19 protein-coding genes are annotated in these 22,898 nt (G+C 74.5%); 10 read left to right on the plus strand and 9 right to left on the minus strand.

Features of this window, described 5'->3' with window-relative positions; translation table 11 throughout:
* Positions 1–92: 92 nt before the first annotated feature.
* Both ACGF5U_RS16840 and ACGF5U_RS16845 read left to right on the plus strand, forming a co-directional pair.
* On the plus strand, positions 93–317 hold the full coding sequence (locus tag ACGF5U_RS16840; protein ID WP_392818453.1) for a hypothetical protein: 225 nt from the start codon (positions 93–95) through the stop codon (positions 315–317).
* Positions 314–1,507 (plus strand): TIGR04053 family radical SAM/SPASM domain-containing protein, encoded by a 1,194-nt coding sequence (locus ACGF5U_RS16845; protein WP_392818455.1) that lies wholly within the window; start codon positions 314–316, stop codon positions 1,505–1,507. The genes ACGF5U_RS16840 and ACGF5U_RS16845 overlap by 4 nt, the downstream gene beginning before the upstream one ends.
* On the opposite strand, the gene ACGF5U_RS16850 is transcribed toward ACGF5U_RS16845, so the two are convergent.
* From ACGF5U_RS16850 to ACGF5U_RS16860, 3 genes are read right to left on the minus strand one after another with little or no spacing between them, the layout of a single operon-like run.
* Positions 1,468–1,833, minus strand: a complete 366-nt coding sequence (locus tag ACGF5U_RS16850) for a FeoC-like transcriptional regulator (protein WP_392818456.1) — start codon at positions 1,831–1,833, stop codon at positions 1,468–1,470. The genes ACGF5U_RS16845 and ACGF5U_RS16850 overlap by 40 nt on opposite strands.
* The gene (gene feoB, locus ACGF5U_RS16855; protein WP_392818458.1) at positions 1,830–3,842 is read right to left on the minus strand and encodes a ferrous iron transport protein B; all 2,013 of its coding nucleotides are present in this window, start codon (positions 3,840–3,842) and stop codon (positions 1,830–1,832) included. The genes ACGF5U_RS16850 and feoB overlap by 4 nt, the downstream gene beginning before the upstream one ends.
* Entirely contained in the window at positions 3,836–4,060 is a 225-nt protein-coding gene (locus ACGF5U_RS16860) for a FeoA domain-containing protein (protein WP_392818460.1), read from the minus strand. The genes feoB and ACGF5U_RS16860 overlap by 7 nt, the downstream gene beginning before the upstream one ends.
* Positions 4,061–4,258: 198 nt before the next feature.
* Here ACGF5U_RS16860 and ACGF5U_RS16865 point away from each other — a divergent pair, with 198 nt between their 5' ends.
* The 5 genes from ACGF5U_RS16865 to ACGF5U_RS16885 all read left to right on the plus strand — a co-directional run bounded on the left by ACGF5U_RS16865 (position 4,259) and on the right by ACGF5U_RS16885 (position 11,259).
* A complete protein-coding gene (locus tag ACGF5U_RS16865; protein ID WP_392818462.1) occupies positions 4,259–6,862 on the plus strand; it encodes a multicopper oxidase domain-containing protein in 2,604 nt (867 codons plus the stop codon).
* Positions 6,863–6,872: 10 nt separating this feature from the next.
* Positions 6,873–7,319 (plus strand): hypothetical protein, encoded by a 447-nt coding sequence (locus ACGF5U_RS16870; RefSeq protein WP_392818463.1) that lies wholly within the window; start codon positions 6,873–6,875, stop codon positions 7,317–7,319.
* Positions 7,320–7,483: 164 nt separating this feature from the next.
* The gene (locus ACGF5U_RS16875) at positions 7,484–9,130 is read left to right on the plus strand and encodes an adenosine deaminase (RefSeq protein ID WP_392818465.1); all 1,647 of its coding nucleotides are present in this window, start codon (positions 7,484–7,486) and stop codon (positions 9,128–9,130) included.
* Between the two features lie 124 nt (positions 9,131–9,254).
* On the plus strand, positions 9,255–10,337 hold the full coding sequence (locus ACGF5U_RS16880) for a class I SAM-dependent methyltransferase (RefSeq protein ID WP_392818467.1): 1,083 nt from the start codon (positions 9,255–9,257) through the stop codon (positions 10,335–10,337).
* A gap of 31 nt (positions 10,338–10,368) precedes the next feature.
* Positions 10,369–11,259, plus strand: coding sequence for an alpha/beta fold hydrolase (locus ACGF5U_RS16885; protein WP_392818469.1), 891 nt, complete (start codon positions 10,369–10,371; stop codon positions 11,257–11,259).
* Positions 11,260–11,319: 60 nt separating this feature from the next.
* Here the strand turns inward: ACGF5U_RS16885 and ACGF5U_RS16890 are convergent, their stop codons facing one another.
* On the minus strand, positions 11,320–13,272 hold the full coding sequence (locus ACGF5U_RS16890) for a rhamnogalacturonan lyase (RefSeq protein ID WP_392818472.1): 1,953 nt from the start codon (positions 13,270–13,272) through the stop codon (positions 11,320–11,322).
* Positions 13,273–13,414: 142 nt separating this feature from the next.
* Positions 13,415–14,509: a DUF6777 domain-containing protein gene (locus tag ACGF5U_RS16895; protein ID WP_392818474.1), complete on the minus strand. Its 1,095-nt coding sequence runs from the start codon at positions 14,507–14,509 to the stop codon at positions 13,415–13,417.
* Positions 14,510–15,049: 540 nt separating this feature from the next.
* On the opposite strand from ACGF5U_RS16895, the gene ACGF5U_RS16900 reads away from it, so the two are divergent.
* Positions 15,050–16,408: a streptophobe family protein gene (locus ACGF5U_RS16900; RefSeq protein ID WP_392818475.1), complete on the plus strand. Its 1,359-nt coding sequence runs from the start codon at positions 15,050–15,052 to the stop codon at positions 16,406–16,408.
* Between the two features lie 42 nt (positions 16,409–16,450).
* Here the strand turns inward: ACGF5U_RS16900 and ACGF5U_RS16905 are convergent, their stop codons facing one another.
* The 4 genes from ACGF5U_RS16905 to ACGF5U_RS16920 are packed head-to-tail and all read right to left on the minus strand — an operon-like array spanning position 16,451 to position 21,379.
* Positions 16,451–17,500, minus strand: a complete 1,050-nt coding sequence (locus tag ACGF5U_RS16905) for a serine/threonine-protein kinase (RefSeq protein ID WP_392818477.1) — start codon at positions 17,498–17,500, stop codon at positions 16,451–16,453.
* Positions 17,500–18,243, minus strand: a complete 744-nt coding sequence (locus ACGF5U_RS16910; protein ID WP_392818479.1) for a hypothetical protein — start codon at positions 18,241–18,243, stop codon at positions 17,500–17,502. The genes ACGF5U_RS16905 and ACGF5U_RS16910 overlap by 1 nt, the downstream gene beginning before the upstream one ends.
* 25 nt (positions 18,244–18,268) lie before the next feature.
* Complete coding sequence (locus ACGF5U_RS16915) at positions 18,269–20,788, minus strand: FHA domain-containing protein (RefSeq protein WP_392818482.1); 2,520 nt, start codon at positions 20,786–20,788, stop codon at positions 18,269–18,271.
* A gap of 9 nt (positions 20,789–20,797) precedes the next feature.
* The gene (locus ACGF5U_RS16920; protein ID WP_392818485.1) at positions 20,798–21,379 is read right to left on the minus strand and encodes a TetR/AcrR family transcriptional regulator; all 582 of its coding nucleotides are present in this window, start codon (positions 21,377–21,379) and stop codon (positions 20,798–20,800) included.
* Positions 21,380–21,466: 87 nt separating this feature from the next.
* Between ACGF5U_RS16920 and ACGF5U_RS16925 the strand changes: the two genes are divergently transcribed.
* Both ACGF5U_RS16925 and ACGF5U_RS16930 read left to right on the plus strand, forming a co-directional pair.
* A complete protein-coding gene (locus ACGF5U_RS16925; protein WP_392818487.1) occupies positions 21,467–21,886 on the plus strand; it encodes a DUF1348 family protein in 420 nt (139 codons plus the stop codon).
* 110 nt (positions 21,887–21,996) lie between these two features.
* Positions 21,997–22,884 (plus strand): SDR family oxidoreductase, encoded by an 888-nt coding sequence (locus ACGF5U_RS16930; protein ID WP_392818489.1) that lies wholly within the window; start codon positions 21,997–21,999, stop codon positions 22,882–22,884.
* Positions 22,885–22,898: the final 14 nt, after the last annotated feature.

A 22,898-nucleotide genomic window follows, 5' to 3' on the forward strand; every position in this document is an offset into this window, starting at 1 on the left:
CCGCACGGCCCTGTACGGAGGCCCGGGGAAAGGACCAACGGCCCTCCCGAACGGGACCGCCCTGCCCCGGCACCCCCCGCGCGCGAAGCGGGATGCTGGCCGCGACCGAACCGGAGGACTTCGTGTACGACCGCCAGCACCGCCCGCCCGGCCGCCTCGACCACCACCCGCCGCCGTGGGTGCCGCTCGCGGACACGCACCCTCCCGCCGGTCACCTTCCGGCCGCCCGGTATGCCTCCCCCGTCCTCCGGGCGGCCGGACCCCGCACCCCGTACGCCGTGCCCGTCCCCGCCGGCGGAACGGGGGCGAAGCCGTGAGCGCCCGCCCCGTCCGGCGCCAGCACCAGGACGTCACCGACAAGCCGTTCATCGTCATCTGGGAGTCCACCCGCGCCTGTCCCCTGGCGTGCCGCCACTGCCGCGCCCAGGCCGTCCCCGACCGGGACCCGCGCGAACTGGACACCGAGGCCGCCAAGGACCTGCTGCACCAGGTCGCCTCCTTCGGCCATCCCGCGCCGCTCTTCGTCATCACCGGCGGGGACCCCTTCCAACGCCCCGACCTGCTGGAGCTCATCGCCCACGGCAGGCAGGCGGGCGTCCCCGTCGCCGTTTCGCCCTCCGGCACCCCGACGCTCACCGCCGAGAACCTGCGTGCCGTGCACGAGGCGGGCGCGGTGGGCCTCTCGCTCAGCCTCGACGGCCCGACGGCGACCCTCCACGACGGCTTCCGGGGAGTGCCCGGCGTCTTCCGCTGGACCCTCGACGCCTGGGACACCGCCCGCGCCCTCGGGATGAAGGTGCAGATCAACACCACCGTCAGCCGGCACAACCTGTACGACCTGCCGGAGATCGCCGCCCTGGTGCACCAGCACGGCGTCATGCTGTGGAGCGCGTTCTTCCTCGTCCCCACCGGGCGCGGCCGCGACCTGGCCGCCCTCACCCCGGCCGAGACCGAGGACGTCCTCAACTTCGTCTACGACGTGGGCCTCACGATCCCCGCCAAGACCACCGAGGCCCACCACTTCCGCCGCGTCGCCGTCCAGCGTGCCGTCCTCGCGGCCCGGGGCGAGGACCACGTCGAGGCGCTCGGCCTCGGCCCGCTGTACCGGCGGCTGCGGCAGCACGCCGGTGAGCTCGGCCTCGGCGAGGCGACCCGGCGCGTGCGCCGCCCGCCGCTGGACGTCAACGCCGGCCGGGGCTTCGTCTTCGTCTCGCACACCGGCACGGTGCACCCGAGCGGATTCCTGCCGCTGGGCGCGGGTAGCGTCCGCACCCGGCCGCTGCCCGAGATCTACCGCGAGTCCGAGCTGTTCGTCGGGCTGCGCGACCCGGACCGGCTCGGCGGCAAGTGCGGCCGGTGCGAGTTCCGCCGGCTGTGCGGCGGCTCCCGCTCGCGCGCCCACGCGGTGACCGGCGACCCGTACGCCGAAGAGCCGTGGTGCGCGTACGTGCCGGGTTCCTTCCCCCATCAGCGGGAACTGGCGGCGCTGCTGACGCCGCCCTCCTGAGGGACCGCCGTGACGGCGAGCAGCGCCCCGCCCGGCACCGACGCGCCGGCCGGCACCGACGCGCCGGCCCGCACCGGCCTTCCGGACGGCGTCGGCGGGCCGGGCGGCACGCAGCCGCCCGGCGCGCGGCGCAGCCGGCAGCCGCCGCACGCCGCCGCCGGGCACGGGGCCACCACGTCGACCCGCAGCCGGCCCCGGGCGGTCCAGTAGTCCACCATCGCGTCGACCTCGTCCCGGGTGACGCCGAGGTCCCGCGCGATCGAGTCGAGCGTCGTCCCCGGCCGGGCGGCCCCCACCCGGGCGAGCACCTCACGCAGGGCGCTCATACCACCAGCCTCCCCACCTGGAACACCCCGACCGCCAGCACGTACGCGAGCGCGAGCTGCACCCCCACACCCACCAGCGCCCAGCGCGTCCCGAACTCCGCCCGCTGCGCCGCCACGGTCGCCGCGCACGGCGTGTAGGCCAGCAGGAAGACCATGAACGCGGCGACCGCGGGCAGCGGATGCCCCCCGGACGCCTCATCGAACGTCTCCCGCAGCCGGACGCCGAGATCCCCGGCCTCCCGTACGTCGCCCGGCTCCCGCGTCCCGTAGGTCTGCGCGAACGTCGAGACGACCGCCTCCTTGGCCACGAACCCGGACACCAGCGCCCCGGTGGTGTGCCAGTCGCCGAACCCGGCCGGTTCGAAGACCACCGCGACGCTCCTGCTGGCCCCGCCGTACAGGCTGTCCGACACCGGGACCTCGCCGAACGGGGTGCCCGCGCGCAGCGGGACGGCGGTCAGCAGCCAGACCGCCGCGGTGGTGACCACGATGATCCCCCCCGCCGTACGGAGGAACCCGGCCAGCCGCTGCCAGGACTGGCCGACGATCACCCGCGGCGACGGCACCCGGTACGGCGGCAGCTCCAGGATCAGCGCCTCCGGCGCCATCCCCCGGAACACCGTGCGCCGCAGCACCAGGCCCGCGAGGACCACCAGCACCACGGACAGCACGTACATGGCGAAGACGACACTGCCCGCGTGGCGCGAGAAGAACAGGTTCGCCAGCAGCAGATACACCGTCAGCCGGGCGCTGCACGAGACGAACGGCACCAGCAGACCGGTCATCAGCCGGTGCCGGGCGTCGGGCAGCACCCGTGTGGCGGCGACCGCCGGCACGTTGCAGCCGAATCCGACCACGAGCGGCAGGAACGCCCGGCCGGGCAGGCCCACCAGCCGCAGCAGCCGGTCGGCGACGAACGCCGCCCGCGCCAGATAGCCCGAGCCCTCCAGCAGCGTCAGCAGCACGAACATGATCGCCATCAGCGGCACGAAACTGAGCACCGCTCCCACACCGGGCACGAGACCGCCCGTGACCAGCCCGGCCACCCAGGTACCGTCCAGGCGCGCCCAGGCCAGCAGCTGCTCGGCCGCCCCGATCACCGGCCCGTCGAACAGCTCCGTCAGCCCCTCCTGGAGTGGCGCGGCCAGTTCGGTCGTGGCGACGAACACCCCCCACATCACCAGCAGGAACAGCAGCGGACCGGCCCACGGCGAGGTCGCCACCCGGTCGACGCGGTCGGAGAGCGTACGGCCGTCACCCGGCGCGTCGGTCACACAGCCGGCGACGATCCGCCGCACCCAGGCGTAGCGCCGCTCGGCCTCGGCGACCTCCGGATCGTCGTCATCGGCCCCGGCGGGACCGGTGGCGGCGGGGAACCCGTCGGCCTCCGCGCCACCCGGCCGGGCCGGGACGGACGGCGCCGGCGCGGGCTCGCCCCGTGCGGCCGCCACCGCCGTCGCGAGCCGGTCGAGACCCGCGCCCGTGCGGGGGCGTACCTCCACCACCGGAACGCCCAGGAGCGCGGCGAGCCGGTCGCGGTCGATCCCGCGCCCCCGCGCCTCCGCCACGTCCAGCATGGTCAGGGCGACGACCACCGGCAGGCCCGTGTCGAGGACCTGCGCCAGGAGGTACAGGTTGCGGGCGAGGTTCGCCGCGTCCAGCACGGCCACGACCAGGTCGGGGCGGTCGGGGTCGGCACGGTCCGTGAGCAGGTCGCGGACGAGAGCCTCGTCGGGCGAGCGCGGGTCGAGGCTGTAGGTGCCCGGAAGGTCGAGCAGCTCGGCTGTGCCGGACGCGAGGCTCCAGGAGCCGTTCGCCACCTCGACGGTGGTGCCCGGCCAGTTGCCGGTGCGGCGGCGCGCCCCCGTGACCGCGTTGAACACGGTGGACTTGCCGACGTTGGGATTGCCCACGAGGGCGACGCGAAGGGCCCTGGCCGCGCCCGGCGCCGGGGCCGGAACGGTGCCGGTGCCCTCGTCGCAGCAGGCGCGCCCGGTCGCCCTCACCACGTCGGTTCCACGACGAGCGCCGCACCGGTCGGCGCGTCGATCCCGAGCCGGGTGTCGCCCAGGGCGATCACCATCCGGCCGCCGCCGCCCCGGCCCACCACCCGGATCGGCGCGCCGGGCACGAAGCCCAGCTCCGCCATCCGCAGCCGCTCGTCGTGCCGGGCCGTGACCGCGCGCAGAGTCACCCGCGCACCGGCCGCGCACTCCTCCAGGACCATGTCGTTCCCCTCATCCGCTCCAGTCAGGTAAGGCGTACCTAACCGGTATGGACGTTAGGAGGGGCGGGAGTTCGCCGGGCAGAGCCGTTCGGCCCTTGCCCCGGGACCAATGCCGTCCGGCCGCGCCGCGTGCCGTGGCCACAATCGGCCTGACGTACCGCCGTTCCCGCCGCCGCTGCGGGACCCCAAGGAGCCCACGTGCCCAGCCTCTCCCCACCGAGCGCGCCGTCGGCGAACCCGCCCGGCCCACCCCTGTTCCGCGTTCGTCATCTCCGGGGCCACATCGTGGTCGTCGGCTGGCTGGCGGCCGCGCTGCTGACCGCCGTCGCGGAACCCGTGCTGCCGGTCGCGCGCTGGCTCTCCCTGCACATGTTCCTCCTGGGCGCCGTCACCAACGCCATCGTCGTCTGGAGCGAGCACTTCACCGTCGCCCTGCTGCACGCCCCGCAGCCTGACGTCCGCTGGAGCGACGTACGGCTCGTCGGCCTCAACGTGTCCGTCGTCGCCGTGCTCGTCGGCACCGGCGGGGGACCGGCCGCCCTCACGGCCGTCGGCGCCGCGGGGGTGACCGCGGCCGTCCTCGCGCACCTGGTGGCGCTGTCCAGGATCGGGCGCCGCTCCCTGGGAGGCAGGCTCGCCCTGCTCACCGGCTACTACCGGTCCGCAGCGGGCGCCCTGGCGGTGGGCGCCGTCCTCGGCGGACTGCTGGGCACCGGCTGGGCCGCGCACCGGCACACCGAGGTCATGCTCGCCCATGTCCACGTGAACCTGCTGGGCTGGGTGGGACTGCCCGTCGTCGGCACGCTGTTCATGCTGTGGCCGACCGTGCTGGGCCTGCGCATGGAGGACCGCACCGCCCGCGTCGCCCGCCGCGTCCTGCGGCTCCTGCTGCCGGGGCTCGCCCTGGCCGTCGCGGGACTGCTCGCCGGAGCACGCTGGCCGGCCGCCGCGGGACTGGCCCTGTACGCGGCGGGCCTCGCCGACGCAGCCGTCCTCTTCGTCGCGACGGTGCGCCGCCGCGCGCCGCGCTCACCCGCCGCCTGGATGCTCGCGGCCGCCACCGGCTGGTTCGTCCTGGCGGTGCTGGCGGACCTGGTGCTGCTGGCCACCCGGCCGCTCGACCGGCTCCACGACGACCTCGACCCCCTTCTCCAGGTGCTGCTGATCGGATTCGTCGGCCAGGTGCTGCTCGGCGCCCTGACGCATCTCCTGCCGATGGTCCTCAGCCGGGGCCCGGCCGGGCGCGACGCCGTCCGGTCCGTCCTGGAACGTGCCTGGCGCGTCCGGGTCGCCGCACTCAACCTGGCCGTGCCGCTGGTCGCCCTGCCGCTGCCCGACCCCGCCGCGACCGCCGGGCGGCTGCTCGCCGGGGCGTCCGTGGCCTGGTTCGTCGTCCTCGGCGCGAGTCTCGTCGGCGGCCCCCACACCGGCCCCGGCGCGAGCCCGGGACGGCGCGCCCCGCTGCTCGGCGGCGCGGCCGGTGTCGCCGTGACCGTACTCGCGCTCCTCGTGGCCACCACATCGGGCGGCGGCGCCCCCGCCGCCGACGGCCACCACACGGACACCGCCGCCTCCGGCACCCGCACGGTGGACGTGAAGCTCTCCGGTATGCGCGTCATCCCGGACACGGTCACCGTCCCGGCCGGCACCCGGCTCGTCCTCAACGTCACCAACAGCGACACCATGCGGCACGACCTGCGCGTCCAGTCGGGTCCCGGCACCCCCCTGCTCGGCCGGGGCGAGAGCGCCCGCCTGGACCTGGGGCGGATCACCGGTGAGCGCTCCGCCTGGTGCACCGTCCCCGGCCACCGCGCCGCCGGCATGACCATGCTGATCACGGTCGAATCCGGCACCGCCGACACCGCCGCCGGCACCGGCACCGGTGGGACCGGCCACGGCGACCACACGGCCGCCGGGAGTGGAAAGGGTCCGGGCCTGAACCTGGCCGCCGACTTCTCACCCGGCTTCGCCCCCCGCGCCGCCGCCCTGCCGCCCGCCGGGGCCGCCCGCGTCCACAAGGTGCGCCTGCGCGCCGTGGAACGGGACGTCGAGGTCGCCCCCGGCGTACGGCAGCGGATGTGGACCTTCGGCGGCACCGCGCCGGGACCCGTGCTGCGCGGGAAGGTCGGCGACGTCTTCGAGGTCACCCTCGTCAACGACACCGGCATGGGCCACGGCATCGACTTCCACGCCGGAGCCCTCGCCCCCGACCGTCCCATGCGCACCATCGGCCCCGGCGAGGAACTCGTCTACCGCTTCACCGCCGAACGGGCGGGCGCCTGGCTCTACCACTGCTCCACCGCACCGATGCTCCAGCACATGGGCAACGGCATGTACGGCGCCGTCGTCATCGACCCGCCGGACCTCCCCGCCGTCGACCGGGAGTACCTCCTCGTCTCCTCCCAGCTCTACCTGGGCGAGCCCGGCAGCGAGGGGCAGGTGGCCAAGATGCGCGACAACCGGCCCGACGCCTGGGCGTTCAACGGCGTCGCCGCCCAGTACGCCAAGGCGCCCCTGACCGCGAAGGCCGGGGAACGGGCCAGGTTCTGGGTCGTCGCGGCGGGCCCGAGCGACGGCATCGCCTTCCACGTCGTCGGCACCGTCTTCGACACCGTGTACAAGGAGGGCGCCTACCTCCTGCGACCGGACGATCCCGGCGGCGCCCAGGTCCTCGACCTCGCCGCCGCCCAGGGCGGCTTCGTCGAGGCCCGCTTCCCGGAAGCCGGACACTACGCCTTCGTGGACCACGACATGCGGCACGCCGAGGCGGGCGCGCACGGCACGGTACGGGTCGGAAAGTGAGGGCGGACGGATGAGCGGCGTCGACGCCTGGACCTTCGTACGCTTCGCCCATGTCACCGGCGCCGCGCTGTGGGTGGGCGGTCAACTGGCGCTGTCCCTGGTGGTGCTGCCGCTCGCCCGGCGCATGCTCGCCGACGAGGCGCGCGGCCCGTTCGTCCAGCGGGCCGGGCGCCGGTTCGGGCTGGTCACGGCTGCGGTGTTCCTGCCGGTGCAGCTGACCACCGGGGTCGCCATGGCCTGGCACAAGGGCGTGACGTGGGCATCGCTGGCCGAGCCCGGCTACGGCCGCGTCCTCGCCGTCAAACTGGCCCTGTTCGTCGCGGTGATGGCGGCCGCCGCCCTGCACGGCTGGGCCCACGGCAGAGGCCGCCCCGAACTGGCCCGCGGCCTCGCCGTGGCCTCCCTGGTCGGCTCCCTCGGCGTGGTCCTCCTGGCGTCGGCGCTGCCGCCGACGTAGGGAGCGTCCGGCGGATCACGGTGGCATCGGAGCCGGGTACGCGGCCCCAAGCGTGATCCGCCGGACACCGCCTCACAAAGCCCTGCTAGCCCGAACGGGTGGTTGTCCCGGCCGGTCCGCCTGTCGGGAGGACCGGCCGGGGCCCGCCGCCAAGGATGCGGGCCATGCCCACCACACCGCGCTCCCGCATCCTGCGCGCCCGCGTGCTGCTGCCGCCCGCCCTGGCCTGCACGGCCGCGCTGGCCCTGCTGGCCCCGCTCTCCGCCCACGCCTCGCCCACCGCCGCCGCGCGGGCGACCCCGTCAGGCGCGCCGGACGCCGCTTCCGGCCCCGCCGCCACGACGCCCGCCACCGCCGACGAGCGGCGCGTGGACGCGTACCTCGACACGGTCCGCCGGCGGCCCGGACGGCTGGCCGCGTTCCTCCGCGCCATGCCCAAGGGCGGTGAGCTGCACAGCCACTTGTCGGGAGCCGTCTCCACGGAGCTGCTCATGGAGCTCGCCGCCGAGGACGGACTGTGCGTCGACGACGCGACGAGCACCGCCCTGGCACCCCCGTGCCGGGCCGGCAGCCGCCCGGCGACGGATCTGAGGACCGACGACGCCATGCGCCTGCGGGTGCTCCGCGCCTGGTCGATGCAGGACTTCGACCCCGCCGCGGCGGGCGAGACCGGCCACGACCACTTCTTCGCCACGTTCGGCAAGTTCGGCGAGGTGGCGTGGCGCCACCCGGGCCGGATGCTCGCCGAGGTGCTCAACACCGCGGCCGAGCACCGGCAGTTCTACCAGGAGCTGATGCAGACCCCCGCCTGGGGCGAGGACCGGAAGCTCGCCGACAAGGTCGGCTGGGACCCCGACCTGGCACGCATGCACCAGAAGATCACCGCCGACGGCGCCATGGACGCGCTCGTCCGCACGGCCCGCGACGAGGCCGACACGACCACGGCCGAGTTCCGTGCCGCCGCGCGCTGCGACACCGACGCGCCGCAGCCCGCCTGCGCGGTCCCGTTCCGGTTCATCTCGCAGGTGGCGCGCGAGAGCTCGCCCGCCCGCGTCTTCATCCAGATGACCCTCGCCATGGCGCTCGCCGAACGCGACCACCGGTTCGTCGCCGTCAACCTCGTCCAGCCCGAGGACGGCGAGGTCGCCCTGCGCGACTACCGCCTCCACATGCGCATGCTCGACTTCCTGCACGCCCGCTACCCGAACGCCCACATCACCCTGCACGCGGGCGAGCTGGTGGCCGGGCTGGTCAAGCCGGAGCACCTGCGCTTCCACATCGCCGAGGCCGTCCGCACCGGCCACGCCGAGCGCATCGGCCACGGTGTCGACATCCGCGAGGAGGACGGCTTCGACGACGTCCTGCGGACCATGGCCGAGCGGCGGGTCGCCGTGGAGGTCCCGCTGACCAGCAACCACCAGATCCTCGGGGTCCAGGGCCGGGACCACCCGTTCACGCTCTACCGCGAGCACGGCGTGCCCGTGGTGCTCGCCACCGACGACCAGGGCGTGTCCCGGATCACCGTCAGTGACGAGTACGCGCGCGCCACGGCCACGTACGGGCTGACCTACCGCGAGCTGAAGGACCTCGCCCGCGCCTCGCTGGAGCACGCCTTCCTCGACGGGCGCAGCCTGTGGAAGGCGCCCGGCCACTACCGGCCCGTGGCCGACTGCGCCGGGGTCCGGCCCGGCACCCGCACCCCGCCCGCCCGCTGCGCCGGCTTCCTGAAGACCAACGCCAAGGCAGCCGTCGAATGGCGCCAGGAGGCGGCGTTCACCCGCTTCGAACGCACGGTGCCCGCGCCACGGTGACCGCGCGCCGACGCCCCGCGCCCCGGTGGTCCCGCCCGGACGGCGCCGCCTCGTGAGGACCGCGCCCCGCCTGCGGGCTTAGCGTGGAGGGAGGCACACTCCGTGCTCTCCGGAAGGAGCAGCCATGTCGCATCCCCCTACGGAACGTGCGGCACCGGATCCCGCGAAGCAGCAGGCGTTCGCCGAACGGGTGGTCGACGTCCTCAACGGAGCCTCGCTGGCCCTGCTGACCAGCGTCGGCCACCAGACCGGCCTGTTCGACACCATGAGCACGCTCCCGGCCGCCACCAGCGGCGACATCGCGGCGGCGGCCGGGCTGGACGAGCGCTACGTACGCGAATGGCTGGGCGGCATGGTCGTCGGCGGGTTCGTGGAGTACGAGCCGGGCGGCGCCACGTACATCCTGCCGCCCGAGCACGCCGCCTCGCTGACCAGGGCGGCGGGCACGGAGAACCTCGCCACGCTCATGGTGTACGCGGGGCTGATGGGAGAGGTCGAACAGCGGGTCGTGGAGGCGTTCAGGAACGGCGGCGGCGTCCCGTACTCGGCGTATCCGAGGTTCCAGGAGCTCCAGGGCCAGGAGACCGCGCGCGTGTACGACGAGGCGCTGGTCGACACGATCGTGCCGCTGGTCCCGGGGCTCACCGAGCGGCTGCGGGAGGGCGTCGACGTCCTGGACGTGGGGACGGGGATCGGCCACGCGCCGGTCGTGCTGGCGCGGGCGTTCCCGCGCAGCCGGTTCCACGGCCTCGACCGGTCCGAGCAGGGGATCGCCGCCGGACGGGACGAGGCCGCCGGGCTCGGCCTCGGCAACGTCCGCTTCACGGTCGGCGACTCCACCGAGATCAGCGGCGCCTACGACCTCGTCACCGCCTTCGACGTCATCCACGACCTGGCCCGGCCCGCCGAGACCCTGGCGGCGGTCTCCGGAGCGCTCAAGGACGGCGGAACGTTCCTGATGGGCGACATCGCGGCGTCGAGCAACCTGGAGGAGAACCTCGACCACCCGTTCGGGCCGGCGCTGTTCGCGTTCTCCGTCTTCTACTGCATGACGACATCGCTCAGCACCGGCGGCGCGGGCCTCGGCACCGTCTGGGGCGAGCAGACCGCCCGTCGCATGCTGCGCGAAGCCGGCTTCCGCACGATCGAGACCCGGTCCGTCGAAGGCGACCCGATCAACCTCTACTACATCGCCACACGGCACTGACCGCCCGCGCGGGCCCGTCTAGGGTACCGCTATGGATCACCTATCGGATCATCTGCCGGATCACCCGTCGGACCGCGTCCCGGACGCCGTGCGGGACACCGTGTCGGGCCGGGTGGCGGTCAACGGCACCGTCATCCACTACGACGCGTCGGGACCCGCCGACGGCCTGCCGCTCCTCCTGGTCCACGGGCACCCCTTCAACCGCACGCTGTGGCGGCCGCAGACCGACGCCCTGGTGGCGGCGGGCCACCGCGTCATCGTGCCGGACCTGCGCGGCTACGGGGACAGCCCCCTCGCCCCGAGCGGGGAGCCCGCGCCCCGCAGCACCCCGTTCTCCGTCTTCGCCGACGACCTCGCGGCCCTCCTCGACCACCTGGGCGTCGCACGGGCGGTCGTCGGCGGCGTCTCCATGGGCGGCCAGATCACCATGGAGTTCCACCGGCTGCACGGCGACCGGGTCCGCGGCCTGGTCCTCTCGGACACCTCGCCCGCCGCCGAGACCGAGGACGGCAAGGCGTTCCGGAACGCGCTCGCGGACCGGCTGCTCGCCGAGGGGATGGACGGGTACGCGGACGAGGTCATCGACCGGATGATCGCCCCGTACAACGTGGTCGAGCAGCCCGCCGTCGCCGCGCACGTCCTGCGGATGATGCGGACGACCGCGCCCGCGGGCGCCGCCGCGGCCCTGCGCGGCCGGGCCGAACGGCCGGACTACCGCGCGTCGCTCGCCGCGGCCGACGTGCCCGCGCTGATCGTGGTCGGCGCGGACGACGGCTACACACCGGTCGCCGACGCCGAGGCGCTGCACGCCCTGATCCCGGGGTCCACGCTGGTGGTGGTCGACCGCGCGGGCCATCTGCCCGGCCTGGAACAGCCGGAGGCGTTCAACAAGGCACTGACCGGTTTCCTCGGCGGACTGTGAGGGACCGGGCCCGGACCGCCCCGGCCATGAGGCGGTCCCGGCCCGGCCGGCGCTGTCCGGTCACCTCGTCCCCAGGTAGTAGCTCACCTGCGGGGGCTGGTTGTAGCCGGTGTTCTGCCAGGCCACACCCATCCGGTAGACCGGGTCGTGCATCAGGGTCGGCAGCCGGAACTCCGTCGGGTGCGGGGTGGTGTAGAGCCGCAGGGCGGTGGAGTCGGCGTTGCGCCAGATCATCTCCTCGCGCCAGTCGCCGAGGATGTCGGCGGACAGCGCGGGGTTGCCCTTGGTCCAGTTGTTGGACCGGGCCTCCTGGTCGTACCAGATGCGCGTCAGTTCCGTGGACCCCGCGTACTTGAGGATCTGGCCGTACCCGGAGCCCGCCGTGCCCGACCAGCGGTGGTCGAGCAGCTCACGGTGGGCGTCGCCGTCCCACCAGATCGCCGAGTTGTAGGACGCCCCGCCGCTGAACGCCGGCACCGAGTCGCTGATCTTCGTACCGTTCGCGGCGTACAGGCCGCCCCCACTGGACCAGCACTCGGCGCCGGCGTGGTCGCGGGTCAGGTCCGCGCAGATGCCCCGGCCGACGTCCGTGCCGGTGCGCCGCCCCCAGAGGATCTCGCCGGTGCGGGCGTCGTGCATCTCGTAGCCGTAGGCCGCGCTCGTGTGCTCGTGCACGTTGAACGACTCCAGGCCGGGGCGGGACGGCAGCAGGTCGCCGACGTGGAGGGCGTCGCCGTGGCCGAGCCTCGTCGTCCACAGGCCGCCGCCGTCGTCGTCGACGGCCATGGCACCGTAGAGGATCTCGTCCCGGCCGTCGCCGTCGACGTCCGCGATCGCCAGGTTGTGGTTGCCCTGCCGGTCGTAGCCCTTGCCGTGGTTGGTGGACGCGTTCGTGTCGAACGTCCAGCGCCGGGTGAGGGACGTACCGTTCCAGTCGTACGCGGCGATCGCGATCCGCTCGTACATGCCCCGGCTGAAGATCATGCTGGGCGTCGAGCCGTTGAGGTACGCGGTCGCCGACAGCAGCCGGCCCTCACGGTTGCCCCAGGTGTCGCCCCAGTCGGCGACGGAGCCGCGCGCCGGTTCGAACGGGACGGACGCCATGACGCGGCCCGTCTGCCCGTTGAACACCGACAGGTACTCGGGGCCGCCGAGGACCGCGCAGTTGGACGCCAGGTGCGAGGCGTTCGGGTCGCCGATGACGGTTCCTGCCGCGTCGCGGGTTCCGTCGGAGGTGCGGACGGCCATCTCGGCCCGGCCGTCGCCGTTGTAGTCGTACACCTGGAACGAGTCGTAGTGGGAGCCGCTGCGCACGTTCGTGCCGAGGTTCACCCGCCACAGCCGGGTGCCGTTCAGCTCGTACGCGTCGAAGAGCGTCGGGCCGGTGCAGGTACCGGAGTTGGCGACGTCCGTGGCGTTGGACGGCACCCACTTCAGGACCAGCTCGTAGGCCCCGTCGCCGTCGAGGTCGCCGACGCTCGCGTCGTTCGCGGAGTACGTGTAGGCGACGCCGTCCCTCGTGGTGCCGCCCGGCGGCTTCTGGAGCGGGATGTCGAGCCGGCCCGACGACCAGACACCGCCGCGCGTGCCGGACTGCTCGGCCCCGCCGACGACGGCCCTGACCTCGTACGCCGACGACGAACCGCCGCCGCTGTCGAGGAAGTTGGTCTTGGCTGTGTCCGCGATGCGGGTGCCGCCCCGGTAGAGGCGGAACGACACGTCGGCCGGGTCGTCGCCGAGCATGCGCCAGGTGACGAGCACGCCGCCGCTCGCCGGGACGGCGACGAGGCCCCGGTCGAGCCGTTCGGCGACCCGCGCGGCGGCGAGCGCCCCGCCGGTGCCGGCGCGCACGGCGGGTGAGGCGGATGACGTGAGGGAGTCGGGAGCGGCAGGGGCCGCGGGGCTCGCGGGGGCGGCGGCCGTCACGGCGAGCGCGACAGCGGCGAGGGTGCCCGCGAGCCCACCGGGCCTGCGGCGGAACGTCGTGCGGAACGTACGGGGGGACGGATGCATCGCTCGACCTCGTTGTCGGTGGCGGGGCAGGTGTACCTCGTGGTCGCCACCGCGACGCGAGAGGTTGCCGGTTCAACGAACCGGCGACCTCGGTCGGGCTCGCGGGATCTCCCCGGTGGTCGGTGCCGGGACGGTTCGCCCGTCAGGACGCGGGCTGCTGTTCCGGGTCGGGCTGTTCGGCGGGGCCGTCGTCCGGCGGGGGCTCGGACGGCGGGCTGGACGCGGGGCTCCCGCCGTTCGGTGACGTCTCCGGCGTGCTCTCAGGAGACCCCTCCGGCGTCACGCTCCCCGGCGAGCCGGTGTCCGTGGTCCCCTCCTGCCGGTCCACGGGGGGCGTCGACGTCTCCGTGTCCGGCGGCGACATCGTCGAGCCGGTGGGCGTGGGGCACGGCTTGACGTCCTTGGGGGCCGGCTCGCCGGGCTCGACCGTCGCGCACGCGGTCGGCGAGGAGTCCGTGGGGCCCGGGGACGTCGTGGTCGTGTCCGGGGGAGCCGTGGTCGTGTGCGGGGGAGTCGTGGTGTGCGTCCTGCCGGGGCTCTGGGTCGAGCCGGGCTGGACCTTCACCGTGGTGTTGTTCTTGACGTCGACGATGACGAAGACCTTCACCGGCTGCGGCGCGGGCTTGACGACCACCACGTCGGCCTCCCGGTAACCGGGCCACGGGTCGCCGGAGGGGCGCAGCGGCGTCGTGGGCTCGGCGCGTTCCGTCAGCGGGTTGCCACAGGCGCAGCGCACCTTCGGCATGCCGGTCTTGTCGACGAGGACGGCCGTGCCGGACTGCAGGACCGCCTGGAAGCTGAACACCTTGCCGTCGCGGTAGCCGTGGTTCGTCACCCAGGTGTCGTGCCGCAGCTGAACGGGTGTCAGTCCGCGCAGGTACCCGGGGACCTCCGGCGTGCCGATCTTCAGGACGCCGGCGAAGGCCCGTGCCTTGTTCTGGTCGGCCTGGAGGTAGCCGATCTGCCGCTCGACGTCACAGCTGGCGACCTTCCCGGTGCCGCCGTAGAGGTTCTCCGCGCCGCCCTGGATCTCACGGATGGCCGTACGGGTCACCGTGGGTTCCGGCGCCGGGATCGGGTCCACCTCCCCGGAGGCCGTGGAGGCCGTCCAGGGATCGGGCCCGCTCTGCTCGGTGTCCTGGAGCAGCAGGTCACCGCCCCCGACCGGGGAGATGGCGACATCGTTCGTATCGCCTCCGCCGCCGGGGCGGGCCAGGACGACGATCAGGGCCACCACGGCGACCAGCGCGGCCGCGATGCTCAGGACCTTGGTGTACGAACGCCACCACGGACGCTCCCGGCCCCCGCCCGGGCCTCCGCCGGCGCCTCCGCCCGCCCCGCCGCCTCCGCCGCCGGTGTCGCCAGGCCCGGGGGGACCCCCGGGGCCCCCGCCGCCCGGCGTGCCCTGCGGCGGCGGACCGGACGGCGGCGGCGCCGACGGGCGCGGGTGTGAGGACGGCCCGGACAGGGGGCCCGACGGTGGACCGGTGGGTATGTCCGACGGCTGCCCCGAGGGGCGGCCGGACGATGGGTCGGAAGTCACGTTCTTCCCTTTCTTCCGTTCCGTCACTATTGTGCGCCCCGTTCCTCGGACGGACGCAAGTCGGGAAGCCCGCCCCGGCTCGCGGGCCCGGGGCCCGGGGCGACAGACGGGGGCACCCGGGCGGACGGACCAGGTGAGCGGGCGGGCGGCCCGGCGGGGCAGGCGGGCGGGCCCGACGCCCGGTCGGCCCGCTCCGGCGGGCGTGCCCCCCGCGCCCCGCCTACGGTGGGCCGCGTGAGCCGTCAGGGACGACCCCCCCCGTCCGAAGACGCGCGACGCGACGCCGGGAACCGGGCGCCGAGCCGCGCGCGAAGCGCTGCCCACGACTGGGGCGACGCCCTCGTGGCGGTGCTCGCCGCAGTGGCCGCCATGGCCGTCACCGCCGCCCTCGGGCTCTGGGCGGCAGGCGCCGCCGACCTGCCCGACGGCGCGTTCCCCCAGGTCGTCGCCGCCGTCGTCGTGATGGCCGCCGGCGGCGCGATCGAACTGTCCGGAGGCGCCGGGGAGATCGCCGGGGCGGACGCCGACGTGACCGCCATGCCCCTGTCGGTGAGCCTCGCCGGCGCACTCGCCCTCGGCGTCTGCTTCCTGCGGCCGCTGCGCCACCGCGCCGTGGCCTCCGCCGGTGAACTCCTCGCCCGCGTCGCCCGTACGACACTGCTCTGGCTCGCCGCGCTCGCCGCGCTGACCACCCTCGCCCGCCGCACCTTCACCCTCACGCCCACCGACCCCGCCTTCGACCTCATCGGGGAGCTGCTGGACCTGTCCACCACGGTGGGCTTCCGCGGCGACCCCGGACCCACGCTGCTGTTCGGCCTGCTGTGGATCACCGGCGTCCTCACCATGGCGCTGCTCGTCTCGCGCCGCGCCCCGCTGCCCGCGCGCCTGCTGCGCTATCAGGAGGCGGTACGCCCCGCCGCGTTCGCGATGCTGCTCCTGCTGCTCGCGTACGTCGTCGCCGGCGTGGTCATCGGCGTGGTCGTCGCCGCGACCCGGGGCCACCCCGCCGAGACGCTCGCCGTCCTGCTGCTCGGCCTGCCCAACGTGGTGTGGCTCGCCCTCGGCCTCGGTATCGGCGGCTCCTGGGAGGGCAGGGTGGACGGCCCGTTCGGGCTCCCCATGCCGAACCTCCTGGACCTGGTGCTGCGCGGCTCGCAGGACTCCACCCTGGACGTCGGCGCCCTCGCCGAGCACGACGCGCGCGCCTGGTGGCTGGTGCCGGTGGCCGGTGCGCTGCTGCTGGCCGCCGCCTTCGCCATGGCGGTCCGTACACCGGCCCGTACCCGGCTGTGGCAGCACGCCGTGCACATGGGTGTCGCGTTCGCGCTGACCATGCTCGTGGTGGCCCCGGTCACCCGCGTATCCGCCCGGTACGGGCTATCCCTCCTGGGCATCGGGGACATCGAGGGGTTCGGCGGACAGCTGGTGCTGCGCCCGCACGTGTGGACGGCCGCCGGACTGGCCCTGCTGTGGGGTCTCGTCGCGGGCCTCATCGGCGGTCTGCTCGCGTCCCCGGTACGCCGCCGGGGCGAGATCACGGCCGACGCGGCCGACGCGGACGACGACACCGGGCGGGAGGCCCCGCGGTCCTGACCGGGCCGCCCCGGGCCCATACGCCCTCCACCGTCTCGGGGCCTACAGCGCCGCACGGAGAGGGAAGACCGGCAGCGCCCACGGCGGCGGCTCGGGCGGAGGCTCCGGGGGGAAGCGCGGCGGTTCCGGTACGCCGTCCCGGTGAGGTGGAACGGACCCGTCGTGCCCCACGCGCCCCCCGTCGTCCGAGCCGGCCTCCGGCGGCCTGGCCAGCGCGGCACGCATCGCCGCGACGAACTCCAGACACGTGTCGTACCGCTCCTCGGGCGTCTTCGCCAGCGCCTTCGCCAGCACCTCGTCCAGGCCGGCGGGCAGCCCCGGGCGTTCCTCGCTCAGCAGCGGCGGCGGGTCGTACTGGTGGGCCCACAGGAGCGCCATGTCGTCGTCGCGCCGGAACGGCGGAGCCCCCGTCAGCGTCTCGAAGACGACACACCCCAGGCTGTACACATCGCACCGGCCGTCCACCGGCCGCCCCGAGATCTGCTCCGGGGCGACGTAGTCCAGCGTGCCCACGAACTGGCCGACCGTCGTGAACCCGGTCAGCGACAGCGACTTCTTCGTCAGCCCGAAGTCCGTGAGGTAGACGTGCTCGGGATGCTCCGAGTGCGTGCCCTCGTCGATCAGGATGTTGCCGGGCTTGACGTCCCGGTGCACCAGGTCGTGCGCGTGCGCCGCGTCCAGCGCCGACGCCACCTGCACGGCGATCCGGGCGGCCTGCTCGGGCGGCAGCGGGCCCTCGCGGTCCAGCATCGCCCGCAGGTCCCGCCCGGGTACGTACCGCATGGCGATGTAGAGCAGCCCCTCCGTCTCGCCGGCCGCGAACACCGGCACGATGTGCGGGTGGTCGATCGCCGCGGCGACCAGCGACTCATGGGTGAACCGCTTGCGGAACGTGTCGTTGCGTGCCAGTTCCGGCGCCAGCAGCTTCAGCGCCACCGGGCGGTGGAGCTCCAGGTCCCGCGCCCGGTACACCACCGCCATGCCGCCGCGCCCGATCTCGCTCTCCACCAGATAGCCCGCGACCTTCCGGCCCAGCAGCCCCGACGGCCGCCCGGCCGGCAGGTCGTCGGTGCCCGATGTCCCCTGGTCCATCAGTCGTCACCCGCCCGCGCCGGTCCCGGCCGCTCGTCGCCGCGCTCCACCACACGCGTGGGCTCCGCCGCCGGTGCCCCGGTCGGCTCGGGGGCCGGTTCCGTCGACACCACCCGCGTCGGCTCATGGCCGAGCGGGGACGCGGGCGGGGCGGCGGCCGATGCCCGGGGTGACGGCTCCGTCTCCTCCGGCACCGCACCGGCCGGGGCGCTGCCGGCGGCCGACGGCCCCGACTCCGACGCGTAGGTGAGCAGCCGCGTGCCGTCGCAGTACACCCAGCGCTCGTGCCCCGCGTCGTAGAGCCAGAGCGCCTCGCCGTCCACGACGAGGCCGACCCGCAGCCCGCGCGTCCGCCGCCGGAAGTCCTCGCCGTCCGACCGCCCGGCGGCCAGCTCCTCCACGGCCTGCCGGTAACGGCTCAGCGCCCCCTCCGCCCGTGCCAGCAGCGGCCGGGGGTCGGCGGTCCTGGTCATCGGCTGCCGCGCCGCCGGCGGGTCGGGAGGCACCGGGACGAGCAGCCGCCCGTCCACCCACGCCGACCAGCCGTTGGAGCACACGACCCGCCCCCAGTCGCCCAGCCGGTCCACCAGCTGCACCGGCAGGAACGGGTCCAGCGGCGTCGTCGGGCGCGACGGATCCGGGGTGTCCCACGCCGCCAGCCCGTCCCGGGGCACGACATGGGAGGGCCGGAAGTCCGGGTCCAGGGAGCCCGTGTACCGGAGGGGATCGACGGGTGCCGCCATGAGCTTCCTCCAGGGTCCTGCTTCGTTACTTCCGCATGATCACGGGCTCGTGCCGGCGCAGCAGCCGGGCGACAACGACCCCGAGGACGACGGCGAGGGCCACGAGCATCCCCATGTCGAGCAGCCACGCCGACAGGGTGTGCTCGAACAGCGGGTCGTCGGTCTTCTCGTTGGGCGCGATGTCACCGATGCCGACGGTCGCGCCCATCGCGCCGAACGCCCACCGCGACGGGACCAGCCACGCCAGCTGTTCGAGGACCGGCGTGCCCCGCACGGCCAGCAGCGCCCCGCAGAACACCACCTGCACGATCGCGAGGAGCACCAGCAGCGGCATGGTGACCTCCTCCTTGCGCACCAGCGCCGACACGAACAGGCCGAGCATCATCGCCGTGAACGACAGCAGCGCCACCGCGAGGGTGATCTCCAGGAGCGGCGGCAGCAGCACACCCCGGCCGTCCGGCGCGTTGAGGGGGACGCCCACGAGCCCGACCAGCGTCAGCACGACAGCCTGGACCATCGTGATGGAGCCGAGCACCACCACCTTGGACATCAGGTACGCCGATCTGGACAGTCCGACGGCTCTCTCCCGCCGGTAGATCGTCCGCTCCTTGACCAGTTCGCGCACCGCGTTCGCCGCGCCCGTGAGCACCCCGCCGACACACAGGATCAGCAGGACGTTCAGGGCCGACTCCGGCCCGAACTCGCCCTCGGCCAGGGCGCGTGCCATCGCACCCATCACGAACGGCAGCGCCACCATGATGACCAGGAACGTCCGGTCGGCGCTCAGCGCCGCCGCGTACCTGCGGACCAGCGTCCGCAGCTGCGAGCCCCAGCTCTGGGCCTTCGGGGGCGGCTCCGGCGGGCCGGCGGCCCCCGCGTCGGCGGGCAGCGGCCGTTCCATGGCGTCCGCGATGTACCGCCGGTGGGTCGACGACCCCCGGTACTCGGCGGCCCAGTCCCGGTCCCGGTCGTTCTCGAACGCCTCGAACGCCTCCGGCCACTGCGGGAACCCGAAGAAGCCGAGGGCGTCGCGGGGCGGCCCGAAATAGGCGATCCGCCCACCCGGCGCCAGGACCAGCAGCCGGTCGCACACATCGAGGCTGAGGACGCTGTGGGTGACGACGATGACGGTCCGCCCGTCGTCGGCGAGGCCGCGCAGCATGTGCATCACCGAGCGGTCCATGCCCGGGTCGAGGCCGGACGTCGGCTCGTCCAGGAACAGCAGCGAGGGCTTCGTCAGCAGCTCCAGGGCCACGCTGACCCGTTTGCGCTGGCCTCCGGAGAGGCTGTGCACCGGCTGGTCCACGCGCTGGTCGAGCCCCAGCTCGTGGACGACCTCGTCCACCCGGGCCTCGCGCTCCGCCTTGGCGGTGTCCTCGGGGAAGCGGAGCTCGGCGGCGTACGTCAGGGCCCGGCGCACGGTCAGCTGGAGGTGCAGGATGTCGTCCTGCGGCACGAGCCCGATGCGCTGGCGCAGCTCGGCGTAGTCCCGGTACAGGTCCCGCCCGTCGTACAGGACGGTCCCGTGGTCGGCGGGGTGCAGCCCGGTGAGGGCGCCGAGCAGGGTGGACTTCCCGGCGCCGCTGGGTCCCACGACACCCAGCAGGCACTTCTGGCCCACGGGGAAGGTCACCCCGTCGAGGAGGGTCTTGCGGCCGCCGTCCACCGTGACGGCCAGGTCCTGCACGTCGAGCGAGACTTCGCCGGTGTCGGTGTACTCCACCAGCCGGCCGCCGACCAGGCAGAACACGGAGTGGCCGATGCCGACGATGTCATCGGGGCCGACCCGGGCCCGTTCGACGCGGGTGCCGTTGAGGAACGTGCCGTTGTGGCTGCCGACGTCCTCGATCCAGTACGTGCCGTCCGGGGCCGCCCGCAGCTCGGCGTGCCGCCGGGAGACCACCAGGTCGTCGATGACCAGGTCGTTGTCGGTGCCGCGGCCGATGCGGATCGTGTGCGTCGGCAGCGGTCGCACCGAGGTCGGCCGCCGGAACGTCCCGGTCGCGCCGGGCAGGGACACGCCCGACGGCCGTACGGGCGCGCCGGGCACGGGCTGGGGTGCCACGGGTTCGGGCGCGCCGGGCACGGGCTCGGGTGCGACGGGTTCGGGTGCGACGGGTTCGGGCGTCGGCGGCTCGGGCGCGGGCGCCGCCGGTTGCGCGGCGGGCGGCTCGGCGGGCGGCTGGGCGGCGGGCGGTTCACGGGGCGGCGCCGACGCCGGGGGGCGGCGCCCCGACAGCAGGGCGACGGGCCCGTCGGCGGAGTGGCCGAAGCGCAGCACCGTACCGTCCCCGACCTCCTGCACCCGTACGCGGCGGCCGTCGGCGAACGTGCCGTTCGTGCTGTCCTCGTCCTGGACGGTCCAGCGCCCGCCGTCGGACCGCAGCACCGCGTGGTGCCAGGAGACCCGTACGTCCGCGAGGACGATGTCGCTCGCGGGATCACGCCCGATCCGGTAGACGCGGTGCGGACTCAGGACCGTGGTGTCCCCGCCGACTTCGACGACCAGCTCGGGTTCCGTGGGCACGACGCGCCGCTCTCCCATGTCAGAATTTTATCTTTTGATCCCGATATGTGCCCGCAGCAGGAGACGCGCCGCCTCCCCGGCTTCCCGGGCCGGGCGGGAGGTGCCGGACACGGCCGCCGTCGTGATGGCGCCCTCGGCCAGCAGCGTCACCTGGGCCCCCGCCGTCGCGTCCCCGCCCGCCGCGACGACGAGCCCCGTGACGTACCGCTGGAACTCCGCGACGTGGTGGCGCGCCGCGGCCGCGACCTCCGGCGAGACCGCGCCGAGCTCGCCGAAGGAGTTGACGAACGCGCAGCCCCGGAACCCCGGTTCCTCGAACCACCGGCGCAGCCAGTCGAAGACGGCCATGACCCGCTCCTCCGGGGCGACGGCGGTGGCGTCCACATGGTCGGCGAGGCTCTGCCGCCACCGGCGGTCGCGCCGCAGCAGGTACGCCTCGACCAGGGCGTCCTTCGACGGGAACAGCTGGTACAGCCGGCGCAGCGTGACGCCCGCGGCCGAGCGGACGGCGTCCATGCCGACCGCCTGGACGCCGCGGCCGTAGAACAGCTCCTCGGCGGCGTCCAGCACCCGCGTCCGTACGGCGTCCGCCGTGCCCGCGTCGTCCATGTCGTTGCTCCCTTGCGTGAGAACCGGCGTTCTCGTAGCGTACCGACCGAAGGTGAGAACGACCGTTCTCACGTCTGAGGAGGTTCCGTGTCCGCCCAGCGCCCGCCCCTGCCGCCGTTCACCGAGGAGACCGCCCGCCAGAAGGTCCAGCTCGCCGAGGACGCCTGGAACACCCGCGACCCCCAGAGGGTGGCGCTCGCCTACACCGAGGACTCCGAGTGGCGCAACCGGGACGTGTTCCTGCGCGGCCGTGACGAGATCGTCGCGTTCCTCACCGACAAGTGGCGGCGGGAGCTCGGCTACCGGCTCCGCAAGGAACTGTGGGCCTGGACCGGCGACCGCATCGCCGTACGGTTCGAGTACGAGTACCACGACACCGCCGGACGGTGGTTCCGTGCGTACGGCAACGAGAACTGGGAGTTCGACGCGAACGGGCTGATGCGCAAGCGCTACGCGAGCATCAACGACCTCGCGATCACCGCCGACGAGCGCCGCGTCGCCCGCTGACCGGCCGGTCCGCCGGGCCGCTCCGCCTGGCCCTGACATCCGAACGGTTCGTCTCCCCGCCGACGGGAACGCGGAAGGCCGACGCCCTACACGAACGACGGGAGGCCACCATGACCGACGACCGCGCGCACCCCGACCCCACCACGGCCCACCCCCGGCCGGACTTCGCCGAGCAGCACCAGCCGCACCCCGGCTGGACGGGCCCCATGGATCCGCCGCCCGACCACGGCGAGGAGTCCTACCGGGGCAGCGGCCTCCTGGACGGATGGGCCACCGTGGTCACGGGCGGGGACTCCGGCATCGGCAGGGCGGTCGCTCTCGCGTTCGCCAGGGAGGGCGCCGACGTGGTGTTCACCCATCTCCCGGAGGAGGCCGGCGAAGCACGCGTGACCGCACGGCTCGTGGAGGACGCGGGACGCAAGGCCGTTCCCGTGCCCTGCGACATCCGCGAACAGGAGCAGTGCGAGGCCCTGATCGCCCGTACCGTGCGGGAGTTCGGCCGGATCGACGTCCTCGTGAACAACGCCGCCTACCAGATGGGGCAGCCGGACGGGATCGAAGCCATCACGACCGAGCAGTTCGACCGGGTCATGAAGACCAACCTGTACGGCATGTTCTGGCTCACCAAGGCCGCGGTCCCGCACATCCCGGCCGGCGGCAGCGTCATCAACAGCACGTCGGTGCAGGCGTACAAGCCGAACCCGGCGCTGCTCGACTACGCCATGACGAAGGGCGCCATCGTGACGTTCACACAGGGGCTGGCGAAGGAGCTGGCGCCGCGCGGCATCCGCGTCAACGCGGTGGCGCCCGGCCCCGTGTGGACGCCGCTGATCCCGGCGACGCTCCCCGAGACGGCCGAGTTCGGGAAGCAGTCGCCGATCGGGCGCCCGGCGCAGCCCGCCGAGATGGCCCCCGCGTACGTCTTTCTCGCCTCGCCCCGGGCGAGCTACATCACGGCGGAGATCGTCAACGCCACCGGCGGCACCCCGCTGCCCTGACCCGCCCTGACCCG

The organism is Streptomyces sp. NPDC047886 (assembly GCF_043204435.1).
In the GTDB taxonomy this organism is placed as follows: domain Bacteria; phylum Actinomycetota; class Actinomycetes; order Streptomycetales; family Streptomycetaceae; genus Streptomyces.